The 18,812-nt window shown below is 68.4% G+C and carries 21 protein-coding genes; 14 read left to right on the top strand and 7 right to left on the bottom strand.

All coding sequences use genetic code 11. The features are described 5' to 3' along the window. Positions 1–23: 23 nt before the first annotated feature. Complete coding sequence (gene typA, locus AWB94_RS02565; protein WP_062658877.1) at positions 24–1,928, bottom strand: translational GTPase TypA; 1,905 nt, start codon at positions 1,926–1,928, stop codon at positions 24–26. Between the two features lie 53 nt (positions 1,929–1,981). Between typA and AWB94_RS34935 the strand changes: the two genes are divergently transcribed. Together AWB94_RS34935 and AWB94_RS02560 are read left to right on the top strand one after the other, a co-directional pair. Continuing rightward, complete coding sequence (locus AWB94_RS34935; RefSeq protein ID WP_165576299.1) at positions 1,982–2,143, top strand: hypothetical protein; 162 nt, start codon at positions 1,982–1,984, stop codon at positions 2,141–2,143. Between the two features lie 71 nt (positions 2,144–2,214). After that, entirely contained in the window at positions 2,215–2,481 is a 267-nt protein-coding gene (locus AWB94_RS02560; protein WP_062658876.1) for an FmdB family zinc ribbon protein, read from the top strand. Between the two features lie 36 nt (positions 2,482–2,517). Here the strand turns inward: AWB94_RS02560 and AWB94_RS02555 are convergent, their stop codons facing one another. After that, positions 2,518–3,438: a LysR family transcriptional regulator gene (locus AWB94_RS02555; RefSeq protein ID WP_062658875.1), complete on the bottom strand. Its 921-nt coding sequence runs from the start codon at positions 3,436–3,438 to the stop codon at positions 2,518–2,520. A gap of 198 nt (positions 3,439–3,636) precedes the next feature. Here AWB94_RS02555 and AWB94_RS02550 point away from each other — a divergent pair, with 198 nt between their 5' ends. Further along, positions 3,637–5,031, top strand: coding sequence for an SLC13 family permease (locus tag AWB94_RS02550; RefSeq protein ID WP_062658874.1), 1,395 nt, complete (start codon positions 3,637–3,639; stop codon positions 5,029–5,031). Positions 5,032–5,174: 143 nt separating this feature from the next. Next, positions 5,175–6,305: a PrpF domain-containing protein gene (locus tag AWB94_RS02545; RefSeq protein WP_062658873.1), complete on the top strand. Its 1,131-nt coding sequence runs from the start codon at positions 5,175–5,177 to the stop codon at positions 6,303–6,305. A 246-nt stretch (positions 6,306–6,551) separates the two neighbouring features. Here AWB94_RS02545 and AWB94_RS02540 read toward each other — a convergent pair whose 3' ends face one another. Beyond that, positions 6,552–6,953, bottom strand: a complete 402-nt coding sequence (locus AWB94_RS02540; protein ID WP_062658911.1) for a (deoxy)nucleoside triphosphate pyrophosphohydrolase — start codon at positions 6,951–6,953, stop codon at positions 6,552–6,554. A gap of 27 nt (positions 6,954–6,980) precedes the next feature. Here AWB94_RS02540 and AWB94_RS02535 point away from each other — a divergent pair, with 27 nt between their 5' ends. Then, entirely contained in the window at positions 6,981–7,265 is a 285-nt protein-coding gene (locus AWB94_RS02535) for a 4a-hydroxytetrahydrobiopterin dehydratase (RefSeq protein ID WP_036396893.1), read from the top strand. Here AWB94_RS02535 and AWB94_RS02530 read toward each other — a convergent pair. After that, positions 7,210–8,463, bottom strand: a complete 1,254-nt coding sequence (locus AWB94_RS02530; RefSeq protein ID WP_084395404.1) for a mannosyltransferase — start codon at positions 8,461–8,463, stop codon at positions 7,210–7,212. The two genes, AWB94_RS02535 and AWB94_RS02530, sit on opposite strands and share 56 nt — an antisense overlap. A gap of 110 nt (positions 8,464–8,573) precedes the next feature. On the opposite strand from AWB94_RS02530, the gene AWB94_RS02525 reads away from it, so the two are divergent. Both AWB94_RS02525 and AWB94_RS02520 read left to right on the top strand, forming a co-directional pair. Continuing rightward, positions 8,574–9,215 (top strand): hypothetical protein, encoded by a 642-nt coding sequence (locus AWB94_RS02525; RefSeq protein WP_062658872.1) that lies wholly within the window; start codon positions 8,574–8,576, stop codon positions 9,213–9,215. 44 nt (positions 9,216–9,259) lie between these two features. Continuing rightward, entirely contained in the window at positions 9,260–10,276 is a 1,017-nt protein-coding gene (locus AWB94_RS02520; protein WP_062658871.1) for an Rv1157c family protein, read from the top strand. Between the two features lie 86 nt (positions 10,277–10,362). Here the strand turns inward: AWB94_RS02520 and AWB94_RS02515 are convergent, their stop codons facing one another. Continuing rightward, the gene (locus AWB94_RS02515; RefSeq protein ID WP_064961369.1) at positions 10,363–10,512 is read right to left on the bottom strand and encodes a DUF1059 domain-containing protein; all 150 of its coding nucleotides are present in this window, start codon (positions 10,510–10,512) and stop codon (positions 10,363–10,365) included. Positions 10,513–10,704: 192 nt separating this feature from the next. After that, positions 10,705–11,286, bottom strand: a complete 582-nt coding sequence (locus tag AWB94_RS02510) for an HhH-GPD-type base excision DNA repair protein (protein ID WP_062658870.1) — start codon at positions 11,284–11,286, stop codon at positions 10,705–10,707. Between the two features lie 85 nt (positions 11,287–11,371). Between AWB94_RS02510 and AWB94_RS02505 the strand changes: the two genes are divergently transcribed. The 5 genes from AWB94_RS02505 to AWB94_RS02485 all read left to right on the top strand — a co-directional run bounded on the left by AWB94_RS02505 (position 11,372) and on the right by AWB94_RS02485 (position 15,832). Beyond that, positions 11,372–11,668: a DUF732 domain-containing protein gene (locus AWB94_RS02505; RefSeq protein ID WP_062658869.1), complete on the top strand. Its 297-nt coding sequence runs from the start codon at positions 11,372–11,374 to the stop codon at positions 11,666–11,668. A gap of 22 nt (positions 11,669–11,690) precedes the next feature. Then, entirely contained in the window at positions 11,691–12,890 is a 1,200-nt protein-coding gene (locus tag AWB94_RS02500) for a sensor histidine kinase (protein ID WP_062658868.1), read from the top strand. Further along, positions 12,887–13,654 (top strand): LytR/AlgR family response regulator transcription factor, encoded by a 768-nt coding sequence (locus AWB94_RS02495; RefSeq protein ID WP_062658867.1) that lies wholly within the window; start codon positions 12,887–12,889, stop codon positions 13,652–13,654. The genes AWB94_RS02500 and AWB94_RS02495 overlap by 4 nt, the downstream gene beginning before the upstream one ends. 121 nt (positions 13,655–13,775) lie before the next feature. After that, a complete protein-coding gene (locus AWB94_RS02490; protein WP_085122205.1) occupies positions 13,776–14,105 on the top strand; it encodes a hypothetical protein in 330 nt (109 codons plus the stop codon). Continuing rightward, entirely contained in the window at positions 14,102–15,832 is a 1,731-nt protein-coding gene (locus AWB94_RS02485; protein WP_062658866.1) for a sodium/solute symporter, read from the top strand. Before AWB94_RS02490 ends, AWB94_RS02485 begins: the two co-directional genes overlap by 4 nt. Before the next feature lie 59 nt (positions 15,833–15,891). Here the strand turns inward: AWB94_RS02485 and AWB94_RS02480 are convergent, their stop codons facing one another. Continuing rightward, positions 15,892–16,275, bottom strand: coding sequence for a winged helix-turn-helix transcriptional regulator (locus AWB94_RS02480; RefSeq protein ID WP_062658865.1), 384 nt, complete (start codon positions 16,273–16,275; stop codon positions 15,892–15,894). A 158-nt stretch (positions 16,276–16,433) separates the two neighbouring features. Between AWB94_RS02480 and AWB94_RS02475 the strand changes: the two genes are divergently transcribed. Continuing rightward, on the top strand, positions 16,434–17,432 hold the full coding sequence (locus AWB94_RS02475) for a zinc-binding alcohol dehydrogenase family protein (protein ID WP_062658864.1): 999 nt from the start codon (positions 16,434–16,436) through the stop codon (positions 17,430–17,432). Then, the gene (locus AWB94_RS02470) at positions 17,429–18,787 is read left to right on the top strand and encodes an FAD-dependent oxidoreductase (RefSeq protein WP_062658863.1); all 1,359 of its coding nucleotides are present in this window, start codon (positions 17,429–17,431) and stop codon (positions 18,785–18,787) included. The genes AWB94_RS02475 and AWB94_RS02470 overlap by 4 nt, the downstream gene beginning before the upstream one ends. Positions 18,788–18,812 lie beyond the last annotated feature (25 nt).

The raw sequence follows: 18,812 nt of genomic DNA, 5'->3' as shown, positions 1-18,812 counted from the left end.
GGGCGCGTAGTCCGGGGCGTCTGTCAGCCCTGCTGCTGCTTCGCGCGGGCCTTCGCGCGGGCGCGCAGGCTGGCCGTCAGCTCGACCTTGCGCACCCGCACCACTTCCGGTGTCACCTCGACGCACTCGTCCTCGGCGCAGAACTCCATGGCCTGTTCCAGACCGAGTTCCATCGGCCGCGCCAGCGTCTCCATCACGTCGGCCGTGGAGGACCGCATGTTCGTGAGCTTCTTCTCGCGGGTGATGTTGATGTCGAGATCCTCTGCGCGCGGGTTGATCCCGACCACCTGGCCCTCGTAGGTGTCCTCACCCGGCTCGACGAAGAAGGTCCCGCGATCGGCCAGCTGGATCATGGCGAACGGCGTGACCTGACCGGACCGGTCGGACACCAGCGAGCCGGTGTGCCGGGCGCGGATCTCGCCCGCCCACGGCCGGTACCCGTCGAACACCGCGTTGGCGATGCCGGTGCCACGGGTGATGGTCAGGAAGTCGGTGCGGAAACCGATGAGTCCGCGGCTGGGCACGATGAAGTCCATCCGGACCCAGCCCGCGGCGTGGTTGGTCATCTGCTCCATGCGGCCCTTGCGGGCGGCCATCAGCTGGGTGATGGCGCCGAGGTGCTCCTCGGGACAGTCGATGGTCAGCGCCTCGAACGGCTCGTGCAACTTGCCGTCGACCTGCCGGGTGACCACCTGCGGCTTACCGACGGTCAGCTCGAAGCCCTCGCGGCGCATCTGCTCCACCAGGATGGCCAACGCCAGCTCACCACGGCCCTGCACCTCCCACGCGTCGGGCCGGCCGATGTCCACGACGCGGATCGACACGTTGCCGACGAGCTCTTGGTCCAGCCGGCTCTTGACCATGCGGGCGGTGAGCTTGTGCCCGGACACCTTGCCGGCCAGCGGTGAGGTGTTGGTGCCGATGGTCACCGAGATGGCCGGCTCGTCGACGGTGATGCGCGGCAGCGCGTGCGCGTGGTCGGGGTCGGCCAGGGTGTCACCGATCATGATCTCCGGGATACCTGCCACCGCGACGATGTCACCGGCCACGGCCTGCTCGGTGGGCGTGCGCTCGACGCCGACGGTGCCCAGCAGTTCGGTGATCTTGGCGTTGGTGACGACAGGGTGCCCGTCGACCTCGCGCATCCAGGCCACCTGCTGGCCCTTCTTGAGCCGGCCCTTGTAGATGCGGATCAGCGCGAGCCTGCCCAGGAACGCCGAGGCGTCGAGGTTGGTCACCAGCGCCTGCAGCGGCGCCTCGGGATCGCCCTGCGGCGGCGGGATGTGCTCCATCAGCACGTCGAACAGCGGGTCGAGGTTCTCGCCGTCGGGGTTTTCGCCGTTGGCGGGCTGGGCGGTGCTGGCGATGCCCGCACGACCGGAGGCGTACAGCGTCGGCAGGTCCAGCGCCTTCTCGGCCGCAGCCTGGGCGTCCTCGTCCAGGTCGGAGGCGACGTCGAGCAGCAGGTCGTGGCTTTCCTCGACGACCTCGGCGATGCGGGCGTCGGGCCGGTCGGTCTTGTTCACCACCAGGATCACCGGCAGGTGCGCGGCCAGCGCCTTGCGCAGCACGAACCGGGTCTGGGGTAGCGGGCCCTCGGACGCGTCGACCAACAGCACCACGCCGTCCACCATCGACAGGCCACGTTCCACCTCGCCACCGAAATCGGCGTGGCCCGGGGTGTCGATGACGTTGATCACCGTGACGGTGCCGTCGGCGTTGTGCCGGTGCACCGCGGTGTTCTTGGCCAGGATGGTGATGCCTTTTTCCTTCTCAAGGTCACCGGAGTCCATGATGCGTTCGGTCGCGTCGTCACCGCGGTGGGTCAACGCACCGGACTGCCGCAGCATGGCGTCGACCAGGGTGGTTTTACCGTGGTCGACGTGCGCGACGATGGCAACGTTGCGAAAGTTCGGGCGAGAATCCACGACGGTGATTGTCGCAGTGTGAGTACCCGATCACGAAAACGACGGAAGAGCCCGTGAAGAAGCTGGTATCGGCGAAGCCGAAGAAGAAGTGCTGCCGGAGCAAGCCGCGCTGCAAGCGCTGTCCACTGGTGCTGCACAAGGTGCGGAAGGCCGCCCACGCCGGGGTGTCTGGAAAGGAGCTGGAGAAAGTCTTCAAACATGCCAGAAAGTCGTGATGACCTGCGTCTACCGGCGGAATCGAGCGTACGGTTGAAGTGTCCGTCACCGACGGTTGGAGGTAGCGATCATGACGGTTTACGAGGCACTCACCGTGGCACTGATCGTGGTGCTGGCACTGGCGACGACGGCGGCGATCTACCTGGGATTGATCAACTGGATGGGCGGGGCGTTCGTGGTCCGGTGTGCGGCATGTCACCATCTGACCTTCTCCTCGGCCAATGCGCCACAGGCATCGTGCCCGCATTGCCGGCACCAGGCGCTCATCCACCCGATCTACTCCGCCCAGCATCCCGGCGGTGAGGTGCGGGTGGTCGGTGACCGGCTGCGGTACTAGGGGTGAGTGCTCGGGTCCTCGGTGCGGCGCCGCGCGTCAACCGGCGGCGAAGCCTTCCTCGAGTTGGCGTGCGGCTGCGGCGCTCACCGCGATGGCCTCGTGCGCGGCGGGACTCAACCGTCGCTCGGCGAGATGCGCGATGAGTATCCGACGTTGGGGCGGGCGCGTGGCGAGGCGGATCGAACGGACGTCGGGCCGCGGATTGAGTACCGCCAACCGGGGGGCGATCGCCACGCCGAGCTGAACCGCGACCATGGCCTGCACTTCGCCGTAATCATGGGCGAACACACTGGTGCGGGGCGTGAATCCGCCTTGCTGACAAAGCTTTTCCAACGTCTGCGCGACGGGATGGTCTTCGGCACGCACCACCCAGGATTCGTCACGGAGTTCGCCGATGCTGATCGCATCACGATCGGCGAGCCGGTGATGTTCGGACACCAGCAGCATGGTCGGATCGTTCATCAGGTGGTGGTAGGTCAGGGTCGGGTCGTTGATCCGGTTCCACTCGTAGTCCCAGAGCAGGGACAATTCGGTCTCCCGTCGGCGTAGCGCATCGACGAGCCGGTCGAAACGGCCACTGAACACCTTCAGTTCAACCCCCGGGTGCCGCGTCTTGAACTCCTTGACCACGAGGGGCAGCAGCGACGAGCCGGCGGTGGGAAAGGTGCCGATGGCCAGGACACCCGCTCGGAGGCCCCGGATCTCGGCCAGTTCGGCGTCCGCGGCATGCAGTTCGACCAGGATGCGCTCGGTGTGCCGGACGACCGACCGGCCGGCATCGGTCAGCGCGACACCCCGGGCGTGGCGTTCGAGAAGGGGTTGCCCCGCTTCCTTTTCGAGCTTGGCGATCTGCTGTGAGACGGCAGACGTCGTGTAACCCAGAGCCTCCGCGGCCGCGGTGATGGATCCGTGGGTGGCAACCTCACGCAACGTGAACATCCGATTGGTATCGAGCACAACACTCCAGCGTGGTTTAAGAGAAACTGAACCCTACTGTACATAGTCGACATTGTCGTTAAGTCACCACGTTCTTAGTGTGATCTGGGTAATGATCAACGAAGGGTGTGATCCGCAACCATCGCAGCTCCGCCGAAAGCGCGGAACGGTGCTCGGTTTGCGCGCAGCGCGACCTTCTCCGGAACTGAGAGACCAACGATGACCTCTGTCGAAGTACTCCCGCTGATCGCCCTGGTGGCGATGTTCGTCATCGCCACATTTTTTCCCATCAACATCGGCATTCTCGGATTCATCGGCGCCTTCGGCGTCGGGTACTTCATGCTCGGCTACGACGACAAGGAGCTCTTGGCCGAGTTCCCCAGTTCGATCGTGCTCACGATCGTCGGCGTCACCTACTTCTTCGGGATGGCCAAACGCAACGGCACGATCGACCTGCTGGTCAACGCCTGCATCCGCGGGGTGCGCGGCCGCGTCACCCTGGTGCCGTGGGTGTTCTTCTTCTGCGCCTCGGTCTTGACAGCACTCGGTACGTTCAGCCCGGCGGCAGTGGCGTTGATCTCTCCGGCAGCGATGTCGTTCGCCGCACGAACCAAGATGAGCCCGCTGGTGATGGGCATCATGACGATCAACGGAGCCCACGCCGGGGCGTTCTCCCCGATCTCGGTGTCCGGCGTGCTGGTGCGCGACATCGTCGAGAAGAGCGGCCTGAGCATCAACCCGTGGACGCTGTTCTTCGCCAGCTACGGCATCAACCTGCTGCTGTCGGTCCTGACCGTCGTCGGATATGCCGCGTTGGCCCGGGTCCGCCACCTGGAGTTCAGCGCCACCGGCACCCCGGAAGGGCCCGATTACGACGACCTCGGGTCCGCAGGCGTGTCCACTGGCCATGACCCGCGCGGCACCGCCATCGTCGGCGGCTCGGGAAGTACCGGCACCGGACTGCTCACCCGACCGGTGCGCACCGGCGTCCTGCTGGACGCGATGCCCACTCCGGTGACCCGCGTACAGAAGCTCACGCTGGCTCTCATCGGCGTGGTGCTGGTGCTGGTGCTGGTGTTCCACCTGCCGATCAGTTTCATCTCCATCGCAGCGGGCGCTGTTCTGGCCTTCACCGACCTGTCCAAGCAGAACGAGGCGATTGCCGGCATCAGCTGGTCCACCGTGCTGCTCGTGGCCGGCATGATCACCTACATTTCGGTACTGCAAGAGATCGGCACCATCGACCACCTCGCCGAGATGTCCATGACCATCGGCGCACCCCTGCTGGTTGCCGCCGTCCTCTGCTACGTCATCGGCGTCACCTCGGCGTTCGCCTCCTCCACCGCACTGCTCACCGCCATCATCCCGATGGCCCTTCCCCTGCTGCACACCGGAGCGCTACCGGTCGTCGGTGTCGTTGCCGCACTGGCGATTTCGGCCACCGTCGTCGACGTCTCACCGTTCTCCACGAACGGCGCCCTGGTACTGGCGAATGCTCAGGGGATTGCCCGACCGAGGTTCTACCGCCAGCTGTTGCTCAACGCCGGCATCGTCGTCGCCCTGGCTCCGGCACTGTGCTGGCTCGTCCTGGTCGCCGCACCCGCGTTGTTCTGAGCACGCATTCGCGGCAGCTGCGTCAGCACGACTGGCTTTAGCGGAACTTAACCACAGTCCGGTAATGCGTGATTGTGCTACACGCCAGGAGCGCTCACAGTGGAATCACACCTCACTTCTCGTGTGGAAAGGCCTGATCTGACATGCTCACTCTCCGTGGCACCTGGATGCGGGGCGGAACCAGCAAGTGCTGGCTGTTCAACGCCGTGGACGTCGACCCCCTACTGAGCGACGCCGGCGGCCTCGAAGCGCTCCTCACCTCTGCATTCGGATCCGGCGATCCCCGCCAACTCGACGGGGTCGGTGGCGGAAGTTCGACGACCTCGAAGGCCGCCATCGTGCGGCGCTCGCAAGTGCCCGGTATCGACGTCGACTACCTCTTCGCTCAGGTGGCGATCGGTGATCGACGGGTCGAATGGGGAAGCAACTGCGGCAATTGCGCCACCGCGATCGGTCTCTACGCCCTGCAGTCCGGCCTCGTCGCCGTCCACGACTCGACGACCGAGATCCGGATGCGCAACGAGAACACCGGCGCCGTCCTCACCGCGGAGATCGCCACCCCCGGAGGGGTGATCCCGAGCGAAGGGACCGCACGTGTACCCGGCACCAACGCGCTCGGGGTGCCGGTGGGTCTGTCCTTCACCGGCCTGGACGCCGATCCGGCAGGCGTGCTGCGCACCGGGCACGCCGTCGACCACGTCCAGGTCGCCGACGGCAGGTACACCGCGACGATGCTGGTGGCCGGCGCCCCGGCGGCCCTGTTCGACGCCGCCGATCTCGGCTTGACCGGCGCCGAGGACAACGACGCCATCGCCGATCGGATGGATCTGTTGGTGGCGCTTCGCCACCAGGCCTCGCTGAAGATGGGATTGAGCAGGGTTGGCGAGCCGATCAGTCACGCCATCCCGAAAGTCGGTGTGGTGGGCTCACCGAGGAACTACCGCACGAGTGCCGGCACCGAGGTGTGGGCGGACGAGTACGACATCTCTGTGCGCATGGTGTCCATGCTCGCCCCGCATCCCGCCATCGGGCTCACGTCCGCCGTCGCCGTCGCCGCAGCGGCGACGATACCCGGTAGTACCGTCTCGCAAAGTATGCGCACGCCGGTGGCCGATTCACTTCGGCTTGGCACCGCCGCCGGGGTGCTACACGTCGACCTCATCAGGGCTGCAGACGGCGCGTTGACAGCAGTGACCCTGCACCGTGCAGCCCGAAAGATCGCCGCGGCAGAGCTTTTCGTCGCCGCACCGGCGCTCGTCGGCGCAGGCGTGTGACACCCCGACGGGGCACTGGCTGTCAGGGCGTCTGCAACAACACCAACACCCGGTGCCCGGCACCCCCAGGCACCGCGGATGTCAGTGACCTTCCCGATGAAGAAGGCCAACGGCATCACCGAAAACAGTTCCACAAAAGTGATTTGGACCAGCTGCGGGATACTGCTGCCGATCCGGTCGAATGCCAGCACGCCCATGGCTCGAGGGAATTACTGTGTGCCCGCTGTACGCGTGGCAAACCTGGACCTACCGGCGGTCGGGGGCGCTCAGCGCGACCGACAGATCGGGCACCCAGGCCCGATCGGCCGGCACCCAGGGTAGGTCGCGGAGTTCGGCGGCCGACACCCAGCGCAGTGCGCGATGGTCGTGCGGCTGAGGGCTGCCGTCGGTGAGTGTCACCCGGTAGGCGCGCAGCGTCATGCCGTTGGGCAGCCTCACGTCCGGCCCGATCCGGGCACCGACGCTCACCCGGATCTCGAGTTCTTCGTACAGTTCCCGGGCCAGGGCTTGGGCGTCGGACTCCCCCGGTGCGACCTTGCCACCGGGCAGCTCCCAGAGCCCGGCCAGCTCGGCGGGGCGCGCCCGCTGCGCCACCAGCAGGACGTCATGCGAAATGAGCGCCCCCGCAACGACAATCTGCTCATGCATCGCCGACGACGGTATACCGTCGATGCCATGGCTGTGTTGACGAACGAACAGGTGGATGCCGCGCTGGCCGATCTTCCCGGGTGGGAACGGGCAGCGGGCGCCCTGCACCGGTCGGTCAAGTTCCCGGCGTTTCTGGACGGGATCGACGCGGTGCGCCGCGTCGCCGAATTCGCCGAGCAGGCCGACCATCATCCCGATATCGATATACGTTGGCGTACAGTAACTTTCGCTTTGGTGACACATTCCGCCGGTGGGATCACCGAGAAGGATCTGGCGATGGCGGCCGATATCGACCGGATTCTCGGCCAGTAGCGGCCATCCACCCCAGCGTGGCCAGGGTGGCCACGGGGTAGATCAGGCCGGCCCAGGCCAGGTACCACGGCCGGCCGATCTCCCAGATGGTCGGTTGCGCGAAGCTCAACAGCCACGGCAAGCCGACGAGCGTCAACGCCAGCCAGCCCCATCCGAACACCCGCGCGCCCAGCCGCTCCCGCAATGGGCCGTGCAGCAGCCAGATCATCAGCGGGATCAGCCACACCCAATGGTGGGTCCACGAGATCGGCGACAGCAGCAAGCCGAACAACTGCACGATCACGATGCCGGCCAGCCGGTCGTCGGCACCGTCGACCGCACGCCACGCCAGTACCGCCAGCGCCGCGGCCACCACCAAGATGGCCACGACCACCGGTCCGTAGCCGGCATCATGCCCGACGATCCGGGAGATCGCGCCGCGCACCGACTGGTTGAACGAGGTGCCGATCGGGCCGACGCGGCCGGCATCGCCGAGCAAATCGGTGAAGTAGTAGCGGCCTTGGTCACCGACCACCAGGATCGACACCCCGACCGTGGCCACGAACACCAGCGCCGAGAATGCGACGGCCGCCCAGCGCCGCACGCCCACGAAGTACAGGCCCGACACGGCCGGCGTCAGCTTCACCCCGGCGGCCAGGCCGACCAGCAGGCCTGACACCCACCACCGCGAGCTGTAGACGGCGTACAGCACCGCGAGCACCAGCAGGACGTTGATCTGCCCGTAGTCGAACGTGCTGCGCAGCGGCTCGATCCAGATACCCACGGCCGTCCACGCCATCGCCGGCCGCGCATCGGTCCGGCCCAACAGCCGAAGGCTCAGCACCACCACGCCGTACAACGCGGCGATGATGCCGATCTGCCACAGGAACGCCACCACGCCGAACGGCAGCAGATGCAGCGGATAGAACACCACCGCGGCGAACGGCGGATACGTGAAGGGCAGCGGAAAGTCCGGGGTCTGGTCGGCGTACACGTAGTCGTAGAGCGTTCCCGGGTGGTTCAGCGCCGCCGCGCCACCCACGTACACGTGCAGGTCGACGAAGTTCGCGCCATTGGGCACCAGATACGTCCAAGCCAGCCGGGCCGCGATGCTGAGCGCGAGCGCGACCGGCGCCAGGCGGGTGAGCGGCGCGCCGGGTGCGCGCGACGAGGTGGTGTCTACCGGCACGACTGTAGCGGCGCGCCGCGCGGTCACCATCGGCGCACACCTCCGTAACGGTTGAATAACCGCCACACGTGTCACTTGAGTAACACCAGTAACGGGATACCTTCGGGTGCAGGCCTGCCGTCAACGAATTGGGGAGAACCATGCCAGCTACCAGAAAAGCCTTTATTTCCAGCGTAATTGCCGGGGCCGGTGCCGCCGCTGCGCTCGCACTGAGCCCGCTGGCCGGCGCCGACCCGGTGCCGCCGGCACCCGTGGCTCCGGCCGCGCCGGCCGCACCCGCCGTGCCGTTCGCCAACCAGCTCGCCATGGCGCCACAGCTCATCCAGGGCCTGGCCTCGGCACTGTCGGGCGGCGGAGCCGCCACCGCCGCACCCGCGGCAGCGACACCCGCCGCGGCTCCGGCACCGACGGCGAGCGCCAACCTGACCCTGCCGCAGCTGCCCGCGGTGACCCCGGCGTCGGCGGCCACACCCGCGGCAGCCGCCGCGCCCGCGCCCACCGGCAATGTGCTGTTGCCCGAGGCCGATGTGAACCTGCCTCAGGTGGCCGGCCTGGATCTGCCCCAGCAGTTGGGCTTCCCGGGTGCCCTGGCCGGGCTGATGCCGGCCGGCTCGCCGCTGGCGGGCCTCCTGCCCAAGGCCGCTTCGGCCGCGACCACCGCACCCGCGGCGCTCGGTGCCCCGGCGGCTGCTGCCGCCCCGGCGGCCGCGTCCGCACTGCCCGGTGCCGCGGGACTGGTGCCGATGCTGCTGCCGACCAACGCACTGTCCGCATTGCCGTGACCCGGCACTGACCGACCGTCATCACCACATATCCAGGGGGATTCATGTCATCGATCCGGACGCTGCTGACCAGTACCGCGGCCACGACGCTGGTGGTGCTGGGCAGCGGAGTCGCCGGCGCTGATCCCGCGGTGCCGTCACCGCTGCCGATCAACAGCCTGCAGGCCCCGGGGCTGCCGGCCATGGAGACGCTGGGCCCGGCGATTCAGCAGGCGGCGGCCGATCCGTCCGGCGCCGCGTCGATGCTCATGGCCGCCGCCGCCGCGTTCGCCGGAAACGCGGCGGCACCCAGTGATTCGAAGAATGTGGCGGCGGCGGTCAACCAGTTCGTCGCCGAGCCGGCGGCCCATGTGCCCGCGGCCGGCGCCGGACCGGAAGCGCATCTGCCGCCCGGCGTGGACCCGGCCTACGCCGTCGGCCCGGTACCGGGCGCGGCCTCGCTCGCCGCTCCCGCACCGGCTCCAGCTCCGGCTCCGGCTCCGGCTGGTGTACCGGCGCCCGATGCCGCACCGGCACCCGCTCCGGTGCCCGACGCGGCAGCGCTGGCCGCGCCGGCCCCGGCACCCGACGCGGTCCCCGCACCCGCTCCGGCCCCAGCCCCCGGCCCGGCTCCCGCTCCGGCTCCGGCTCCGGCGGGTGTGCTGAGCCCGGACGCGGCGACCAAGCAGGACTTCATGTATCCGTCGATCAGCAACGGCTGCCTGTCCGACGGCGGCAATGTGCTGGCGACGGCGATCTCGGTGGCCGGCCCGGCGGCGATCCCGACCCCCGGCCCCGGACCGGGCCAGACCGCGTACGTCTTCACCGCGGTCGGCACCCCCGGCCCGGCAGCAGAGCAGAAGCTGCCGCTGAACGTGACGTGGGTGAACCTGTCCACCGGGAAGTCCGGCACCGCGACCCTCAAGCCGCGCGCGGACATGAATCCCCAAGGCCCGACCACGTTGACGGCGATCGTCGACACCGGTTCGGGCAGCATCATGTCGACGATCTTCGGTCAGGTGACCACGACCGAGAAGCAGTGCCAGTTCATGCCGACCATCGGCTCGACGGTGGTGCCGTAAGCACTACAGACCGCGACGGTGCATTCAGATCACAAATCCGGCCCGATGAGTGATCTGGGTGCACCGTCGTCGCGTGAGCGGCCCGATCAGTACGCCATGAACAGGATCATGTCGCGGTCGTACTCACGGCCGGGATGCGCCTGCGCGAGGTGCTCCTGCGCCTTCTCCACCAGATCGTCCTCGTCGCTGCCGCTGATCGCTTCGCCGCAAGGGCAATTCAGATGCGTCTTCGCCATGTGATCACCATCTCATACCGGGCGACTCAGGACTTCGCAACCTTGGCGGACCAATGGCTCAGGCCTGCTTCGCAGCCTTCCGGACCTATGGCTCAGGCCTGCTTCGCAGCCTTCCGGACCTATGGCTCAGGCCTGCTTCGCAGCCTCCGGACCTATGGCTCAGGCCTGCTTCGCAGCCTCCGGACCTATGGCTCAGGCCTGCTTCGCAGCCTTCGCGGCAGCCTTCATCTTCTTCTTGTACGCCCGAACTTCCTGCAGCGAACCGGCGTCCACCACATCGGCCACCGACATGTGCGTGCCGGCCTTGCCGTAGTCGCCCGCGGCAGCCCGCCAGCCCGCCGGCGTCACGCCGTACTGCTTCCCCAGCAGCGCCAGGAAGATCTTGGCCTTCTGCTCGCCGAAACCGGGCAGCCGCTTGAGCCGGCGCAGCACCTCGGCGCCGTCAGGGTCCCCGGCGGTCCACAAGGCCGTCACATCGCCGTCGTAGTCGTCGACGATGGCCTGCGCCAGCGCCTGCACCCGCTTGGACATCGAGCCCGGAAAGCGGTGGATCGCCGGGGTTTCCGAGCACAACGCGGTGAACTGGTCCGGGTTGTACTCGGCGATCTGGCGGGCGTCGACGCCGCCGATCCGGTCGGCGATCTTCTTCGGCCCGGCGAACGCCGTCTCCATCGGGATCTGCTGGTCCAGCAGCATCCCGACCAGCAGCGCGAACGGGTTGGACTCGAGCAGGGCGTCGGCCGCGGGGTCTTGGACCAGCTGCAGAGTGGGCATCTGGTCAGTTTAAAGCGCGCCGCCAGGCCGGTGGAGTGTGCGAACGTGGACACGACAACCGCGGTCCACACCCTTGGGAGACGAGATGAAACGCGTGGTGGCGCCCCTGCTGGCCGCGCTGGCCACCGCCCTCGCGCTGGCCGCACCGGCCGGCGCGATCCCGGACCAGGGCACGCCGGCGTTCGACGAGTACCTGCAAGGCCTGCAACGCAACGGCTACAACCTGAACCCCGATACCGCCTGGCGCGTGGCGCACCAGGCCTGTATCGGTGGCATCCCCGGCTACATCGGATTGGAACTGGCCGCCCAGGGCGTCATCGGCCCCGGCGCGCAGGAGCGGGTGATGGACGTGGCCAGGAAGTACGCCTGCCCGGTTCAGTAGCCCGACCTGAACGAACCGTCACATGTCCGGCCCCGTTGCACTCGCGCTGGCCGCCGCCGCGGCACTGGCGGCGATCGCCGCCGTGTTCATCGTGCGCACCCGCCGTGTCGTGGCCACCCCCACCGAACGCGCCGTGCACACCGCCCTGCACACCGCATCACTGGCGGCGCGGGCCCTGCGACGCGGGCTGGACACCGAGTCCGCGCAAACCGCCGCACCCTTCCTGCGCGGGTTGACCGGGACCGACGGGGTGGCGCTGTTCGACGGTGACGGCGTGTTGCTGGCCCGGGACGCCACCCACGACGCGATCTGGCAGCCCGATATCGACGACGCCTGCGCCACCACCGCCCGCGAATCGGTGACCGCCGCCCGGCGGGTGCTGACCAACAACGGCACCACCGCCGTGGTGGCCCAGCCGCTGCTCGCCGAAAGCGGTGACGTACTCGGCGCGCTCGTGGTGGTGGCGGCCGGCAATCCGGGGCCGGGCATGCTCGGTGCCATCGGAGAGGTGGCCCGGTACGCGGCCAGTCAGCTGGAGCTGGCCGAGCTCGACGCATCCCGGGCGCGCCTGGACCGGGCCGAGGTGCTGGCGCTACGCGCCCAGATCAGCCCGCACTTCATCTACAACGCACTGAATACCATCGCCTCGTTCGTACGCACCGATCCCGACCGCGCCCGCGAATTGATCCTGGAATTCGCCGATTTCACCCGCTACTCGTTCCGGGCCGCCGGCCAATACACCACCCTGGCCGAGGAGCTGCGCAATATCGACCGGTATCTGACGCTGGAGCGGGCCCGGTTCGGGGCGACGCTGACGGTGCGGCTGCAGGTGGCACCCGAGGTGCTCAATGTCGTCGTGCCGTTCCTGGCGCTCCAGCCGTTGGTGGAGAACGCGGTCCGGCACGGCCTCGCTGGGCAGGGCGGTGGCTCGGTGGAGATCATCGCCCGCGACGCCGGCACCGATTGCGTCATCACCGTCGAGGACGACGGCGCCGGAATGGATCCCGACACGCTGCGGGCGGGGCACGGGGACGCGCTGGCCGAGCAGACGCACCAGTCCGCGCATGTGGGCCTGACGAATGTGGACCATCGGCTGCGTGCGGCGTTCGGCAACGACTACGGTCTGGTGGTCGAGACGGCCCTCGGAGCGGGCACCAAGGTGATCATGCGGGTGCCGAAATTCCGCTCCGGGGTGCGGGCCAGTGGAAGTGGGGTGGCGTGACTGCGAAGCTGACGGTGCTGGCCGTCGACGACGAGGCACCCGCCCTCGACGAGCTTGCCTACCTGCTCGGCCGGCATCCCGGTGTGGCAGAGGTGTTCACCGCCGGGGACGCCACCTCGGCGCTGCGCGAACTCAACCGGCACACCATCGACGCGGTGTTCCTCGACATCAACATGCCGGGTCTGTCCGGGATCGAACTGGCCGGCGTCTTGACCAATTTCGCGCACCGGCCCGCCGTCGTCTTCGTGACCGCCCACGACGACAAGGCGGTGGCTGCGTTCGACGTCGGCGCCACCGACTACCTGCTGAAACCGATCCGCCAGGACCGCCTCGACGAGGCCGTACGCCGGGCCGCGACGGCCCAGACCACGGCGATACCCGGCGAGCAGGATTCCGACGTGATCCCCGCCGAACTCGGCGGCATCACCCAACTGGTCCCCCGCGACAGCATCGGCTGGGTGGAAGCCGAGGGCGACTACGCGCGCCTGCACTCGACCACCGGGGCGCACCTGGTCCGAATCCCGTTGAGCGTCTTGGAAACTCGCTGGGCCGACCACGGCTTCCAACGCATCCATCGGTCATACCTGGTTTCGCTGCGGCTGGTCACCGGGCTGCGCACGCAGGACGGGGCGGTGCTGGTCCGGTTGCGCGCCAACGGCACCTCGCCCGCGGTGGAGCTGCCGGTGAGCCGCCGGCAGGCTCGTGAACTGCGCGACCGGCTGGTCCGCGATCCGATGCGCAACCTGAAGCCCGCCGATGAGTGACCGACCTGACGCTTCGATCCCGCGGCCCGCCGCGGGACCGAACGCGCGGCCCGCCGCGGGACCGAACGCGCGGCCCGCCGCCTCATCGAATGCGCGGCCCGCCGCGGAACGCCAGCGGGTGGTGCTGGCCCACCGGCGCGGCGCCCGGATGGTGCGCACCCGGGTGGAGGTCCAGGAGCAGACCCAGGTGGGTGACGCGCTGGTGCGCGGATTGGTGCGCGCCCAACTCGGTTTGGCGCTGCGGCTGAGCCTGGTCGTGATCGCCGCGGTCGCGCTGGCGGTGCTGCTGGCACCGCACCTGGGCACGCTGACGGTGTTCGGGATGCGACTGAACTGGCTGATCCTGGCGGTACTGGTCTACCCGCTGCTCTACGGTGTCGGCCGGCTGTATGTGCGGCTGGCCGAACAAGCCGAGCGCGACTTCGTCCGCGTCGTCGATAGCGAACCATGACCGGCTCCCCGCTGACGGCGGCCGCGCTGCTGGCCGCGGCGGTGGCCACCGTCGCCATCGGCGCCTACGGAGTTCGCCTGTCGCGCACCACCTCGGACTTCTTGGTCGCCTCGCGCAGCGTCGGCCCCCGCTGGAACGCGGCGGCCATCTCCGGTGAATACCTCTCGGCGGCATCGTTTCTCGGCGTGGCCGGACTGATCGCCAAGTACGGCGCCGACGCGCTGTGGTACCCGGTGGGGTTCACCGCGGGCTACCTGGGCCTGTTGTTGTTCGTGGCCGCGCCGCTGCGGCGCTCCGGCGCGTACACCGTGCCCGATTTCGCGGAGTTCCGGTTGGGTTCGGCGCGGCTGCGCAAGGTCGCCATGCTCGTCGTGGTGGTGATCTGCGTGTTCTACCTGGCACCGCAGTATCAGGGCGCCGGACTCGCGCTGAAAACCCTTCTCGGCGTGCCGGTCTGGATCGGACCGCTGCTGGTCGGCGGAATCGTCATCAGCAATGTGGTGGGCGGCGGGATGCGCTCGATCACCTTCGTGCAGGCCTTCCAGTACTGGCTCAAGCTGACCGCCATCGCCATCCCGGCCCTGGCCCTGCTGGCGTTGTTCCTGCACGACCGCGCAGAACTCGGCGGCCCGCTGCCCCCGCGCGTGCAGCATGACACCACCGTCACCATCGACACCGACGTGGTGGTGCAGGTGATCGACCCTGCCGGAATCACCGTCACCGGCGCGCTGGACGGACGAGACGTGAACGCCGCCAGCATCGGTGCCCCCGGTGACCACACCCTCGGCGCGGGCAGCACACTGAACCTGGCCGCCGGCGCGGCCACCCCGGTGGTGGCCGGCACCCCGGGCACCGGCAGTGCGTGGATCACCTCCGGCGGCGGCCTGGGCGGCGGGCATCCGCTGTATCAGGTGGTGTCCATCATCGTCGCGACATTCCTGGGCACCATGGGTCTGCCGCATGTCCTGGTGCGCTTCTACACCAATCCCGACGGCCGGGCCGCCCGGCGCACCGCGCTGGCCGTCATCGCCCTGCTGTCGGTGTTCTACCTGTTCCCCATCCTGCTGGGCGTGTTCTCCCGGCTGTACGTGCCACAGTTGCTGATCACCGGAAGCGCCGACGCCGCAGTGCTGCTCGCTCCGGGCTCCACCGTCGGCGGGGTGGCCGGGCAGCTGCTGGGCGCCCTGGTGGCCGCCGGTGCGATCGCGGCGTTCTTGGCCACGTCATCAGGTCTGTTGGTCAGCATCGCCGGCTCGTTGGCCACCGACGTGCTGCGCGGCCGGGTGCGGGATTTCCGGGTGGCCGCCGTGGTCGGCGGGCTGATCCCGATTCCGCTGTCGCTGGTGGTGTCGGGTCTGGAGTTGTCCCGCAGCGTCGGCCTGGCCTTCGCCGTCGCTGCGTCGACGTTGTGTCCGCTTCTGGTGCTTGGCATCTGGTGGCGCGGGCTGACCGCCACCGGAGCCGCATGCGGGCTGATCACCGGTGGCGGCGTCTGTGGCGGCGCGGTCGTGGTGGCCATCTCAGGCGGAGTTGACGACGACGTCCTCGGTGGCTGGCCGGCGGTGATGATCGGTTATCCCGCCGCCGTCAGCGTGCCACTGGCCTTCGCCACCATGATCGTGGTCAGCCGATTCACCCGAGCGACACCGGATGTCGCGCGGATCTTCGCGCGCATGCACGTGCCGGAGCGGCTGGGCATGGGCGTGGAGCGTGTGCCGCGCGGATGAGCGCTTGCGCGAAGACCATCGGATCGGATGAGCGCTTGCGCGAAGACCATCCAAGAGGGCTAAGTGTTCCAGTCCCGGTTCAGCGCCTCGACCCGATCGATATTGTCTTCCACCCAGGTCCGCAACAGCCCTAGGGGCTCGGACACGCTGACGCCGAGATCGGTCAATGTGTACTCCACCCGCGGCGGCACTTCGGCGTACACGGTGCGATTCACCAACGACGCCGCCGCCAGCCGCCGCAGCGTCTGGGTGAGCATCTTGGCACCCACCCCCGGCAGCTGGGCCTGCAGCTCGGAGAACCGCACCGCCCCGCGCTCCTCGAGTAACCCGATGATCAGCGCGGACCATTTGTTCGACAGCAGGTCCAGCAGCGCCCGGCAGGGACAACTGTCCGAGTACACATCATGTTTGTCGTGATGCCCCGTCGGGCACGGCCTGGCCATCGGACCCTCCTGAGCTGCATCGGTGTCATATCGAAAGTAACCGTCCTCAGGGCTCAACCACGGCGAACAGCTGCCAATTCCGCTGATGTGCAAAGCTTCCCCGAAGGAAAGTAACCGCCCTTGCGGGACACCGGGGTGGTGGGTCTAGCGTCGCGCCCATGACCACCATGACAGCCACCGCAGCTTTCACCGCCCTGCCCATCGACAACCCCGACGCCCTGCAGGACGTGCGGGTCGACGTACCCGAGCTGCGCCCACACGATGTGCTGGTCCGCGTGCATGCGGTCTCGGTGAATCCGGTCGACATCAAGCGGCGCCGCGGCCTGCAGCCGTCGGAGACACCGACGATCCTCGGCTTCGACGCGGCCGGTGTCATCGAAGCCGTCGGCCCGCAGGTCGGTACCCTGGCCGTGGGCGACGAGGTCTGGTACGCCGGCGACGTCAGCAGGCCCGGCACCAATGCCGAACTACATGCGGTGGACGAGCGCATCGTCTCCCGTAAGCCGAAGTCGTTGTCCTTCAAGGATTCCGCCGCATTACCGCTGACCACCATCACCGCATGGGAGGCGCTGTTCGAGCGGTTCGGCCTGACCGCCGACTCCACCGGCGACCTGCTGGTGCTGGGTGCCGCCGGAGGCGTCGGCTCGGTCATGATCCAGCTGGCCAAGAAACTGACCGGGGTCCGGGTGATCGCCACCGCCAGCCGGGACGACTCGCGGGACTGGGCGCTGCACCTGGGCGCCGACGTGGTGATCGACCACCACGACCTGCAGAAGCAGGCGCTGGCCACCGCACCCGAGGGAATCGACTACGTGTTCTCCCCGCACTCGGCCGGCAACGTCGAGACGTACGCGGCGATCACCAAGCCGTTCGGACACATCACCGCCATCGACGAACCCGAGGGGTTGGAGTTGGTGGCGCTGAAACCGAAGAGCATCGCCTGGCATTGGGAGCTGATGTTCACCCGCGCGTTGTACTCCTACGACATGATCGCCCAGCAGCGTCTGCTCGCCGCGGCCGCCGACCTGGTTGACCGAGGCGAGCTGCGCAGTACCATCACCACCGCAATCGACGATTTCAGCGCGGTGGGGCTGCGTGAGGCGCACCGGCTGGTCGAGTCGGGGCACATGATCGGAAAGGTGGTGGTGCACCGGTGAGTGACCGGCAGGTCGACCTCGCGGTAATCGGTTTCGGGAAGGGCGGCAAGACGCTGGCCGCCGCGCTGGGCCGCAAGGGCTGGCGGGTGGCGATGATCGAGCAGTCCGCGCAGATGTACGGGGGCACCTGCATCAACATCGGGTGCGTCCCGACGAAATCGATGGTCTACCGATCCGAGCACCTGGGCACCGACACCGCCCATCCCGACGAGTACCGTCGCGCCGTCACCGTGACCGGCGAGTTGACCGCCGGCCTGCGCGCGGTGAATTACACGATGATCGACGGCATCCCGACGGCCGAGGTGCTCACCGGTTCGGCCCGCTTCCTCGACGAGCACACCCTGGCGGTGACCACCGCCGAGGGCGAAGTCACGGTGTCGGCGAAGTGGATCGTGATCGGGACCGGTTCGCGCCCAACACTTCCCGATATTCCGGGACTGGCCACCTCGCCTCGCGTGCACACCAGCACGGACCTGCTGACCGAGCAGAACCTGCCGGCGCGGCTGGTGGTGTTGGGCGGCGGCTACGTCGGCCTGGAGTTCGCCGCGATGTACGCCACGTACGGCTCCGAGGTGACCGTGCTGGATCGGCACGGCCGGGTACTGGCCCGCGAGGACGACGATATTGCCGAGGCGGCACGGACCATCCTGCAGGACAAGGGCATCCGGATCATCACCGACGCAGAGGTGACCGCGGTCGACGACGGCACGGTCAGCTATCGGGTCGGCGACACGGTGCACACCGTCGACGCCGACGCCATCCTGGTGGCACTGGGCCGCGAACCCGTCACCGCCGAACTGGACCTGGCGGCCGCGGGGGTGGACACCACCCCGTCGGGCGCCGTCGCGGTCGACGAGCAGCTGCGCAGCAGCCGGCCGCACATCTTCGCGATGGGCGACGTGAACGGCGGCCCCCAGTTCACCTACGTCTCCCTCGACGACTACCGCATCGTGCTCGACCAGCTCGTCGGCGACGGGGCTCGCAGCACGGCCGACCGGAAGGCCGTGCCCTACAACCTTTTCATCACCCCGCCGCTAGGGCGGGTGGGCCTGACCGAGCGCGAGGCCCGCGCCACGGGACTCGATATCAAGGTCGCAGCCATGGACGTCGCCCGTATGGCCACCGTGCCGCGGGCCCGCATCGTCGACGAGCCGCAGGGCCGGATGAAGGTGGTGGTGGACGCGCAGACCGATCTGATCCTCGGCGCGGCGCTGCTCTGCTACGACGCCCATGAGGTGATCAACACCGTCGCCCTGGCCATGCGGCACGGCATCACCGCCACCGCCCTGCGGGATTCCATCTACACCCATCCGTCCATGACCGAGGCGTTCAATCAGCTGCTGGGCAGCCTGTAGCGGGGGCCAGAAGCGGCAGTCGGCG

Source organism: Mycolicibacterium canariasense, from assembly GCF_002101555.1.
GTDB lineage: Bacteria > Actinomycetota > Actinomycetes > Mycobacteriales > Mycobacteriaceae > Mycobacterium > Mycobacterium canariasense.
Note: the sequence above shows the minus strand (reverse complement) of the source record. Positions and strands in the feature narration are given on the sequence as shown.

What these genes read in the sequence shown, in the direction of transcription:
- AWB94_RS02480 (WP_062658865.1), bottom strand. Translation starts at nt 16,275, where the DNA reads ATGGCCAGGCCGTGCCCGACGGGGCATCACGACAAACATGATGTGTAC.
- AWB94_RS02560 (WP_062658876.1), top strand. Translation starts at nt 2,215, where the DNA reads ATGACGGTTTACGAGGCACTCACCGTGGCACTGATCGTGGTGCTGGCA.
- AWB94_RS02485 (WP_062658866.1), top strand. Translation starts at nt 14,102, where the DNA reads ATGACCGGCTCCCCGCTGACGGCGGCCGCGCTGCTGGCCGCGGCGGTG.
- AWB94_RS02550 (WP_062658874.1), top strand. Translation starts at nt 3,637, where the DNA reads ATGACCTCTGTCGAAGTACTCCCGCTGATCGCCCTGGTGGCGATGTTC.
- AWB94_RS02540 (WP_062658911.1), bottom strand. Translation starts at nt 6,953, where the DNA reads ATGCATGAGCAGATTGTCGTTGCGGGGGCGCTCATTTCGCATGACGTC.
- AWB94_RS02545 (WP_062658873.1), top strand. Translation starts at nt 5,175, where the DNA reads ATGCTCACTCTCCGTGGCACCTGGATGCGGGGCGGAACCAGCAAGTGC.
- AWB94_RS02500 (WP_062658868.1), top strand. Translation starts at nt 11,691, where the DNA reads ATGTCCGGCCCCGTTGCACTCGCGCTGGCCGCCGCCGCGGCACTGGCG.
- AWB94_RS02525 (WP_062658872.1), top strand. Translation starts at nt 8,574, where the DNA reads ATGCCAGCTACCAGAAAAGCCTTTATTTCCAGCGTAATTGCCGGGGCC.
- AWB94_RS02535 (WP_036396893.1), top strand. Translation starts at nt 6,981, where the DNA reads ATGGCTGTGTTGACGAACGAACAGGTGGATGCCGCGCTGGCCGATCTT.
- AWB94_RS02530 (WP_084395404.1), bottom strand. Translation starts at nt 8,463, where the DNA reads ATGGTGACCGCGCGGCGCGCCGCTACAGTCGTGCCGGTAGACACCACC.
- AWB94_RS02475 (WP_062658864.1), top strand. Translation starts at nt 16,434, where the DNA reads ATGACCACCATGACAGCCACCGCAGCTTTCACCGCCCTGCCCATCGAC.
- AWB94_RS02510 (WP_062658870.1), bottom strand. Translation starts at nt 11,286, where the DNA reads ATGCCCACTCTGCAGCTGGTCCAAGACCCCGCGGCCGACGCCCTGCTC.
- AWB94_RS02515 (WP_064961369.1), bottom strand. Translation starts at nt 10,512, where the DNA reads ATGGCGAAGACGCATCTGAATTGCCCTTGCGGCGAAGCGATCAGCGGC.
- AWB94_RS02505 (WP_062658869.1), top strand. Translation starts at nt 11,372, where the DNA reads ATGAAACGCGTGGTGGCGCCCCTGCTGGCCGCGCTGGCCACCGCCCTC.
- AWB94_RS02520 (WP_062658871.1), top strand. Translation starts at nt 9,260, where the DNA reads ATGTCATCGATCCGGACGCTGCTGACCAGTACCGCGGCCACGACGCTG.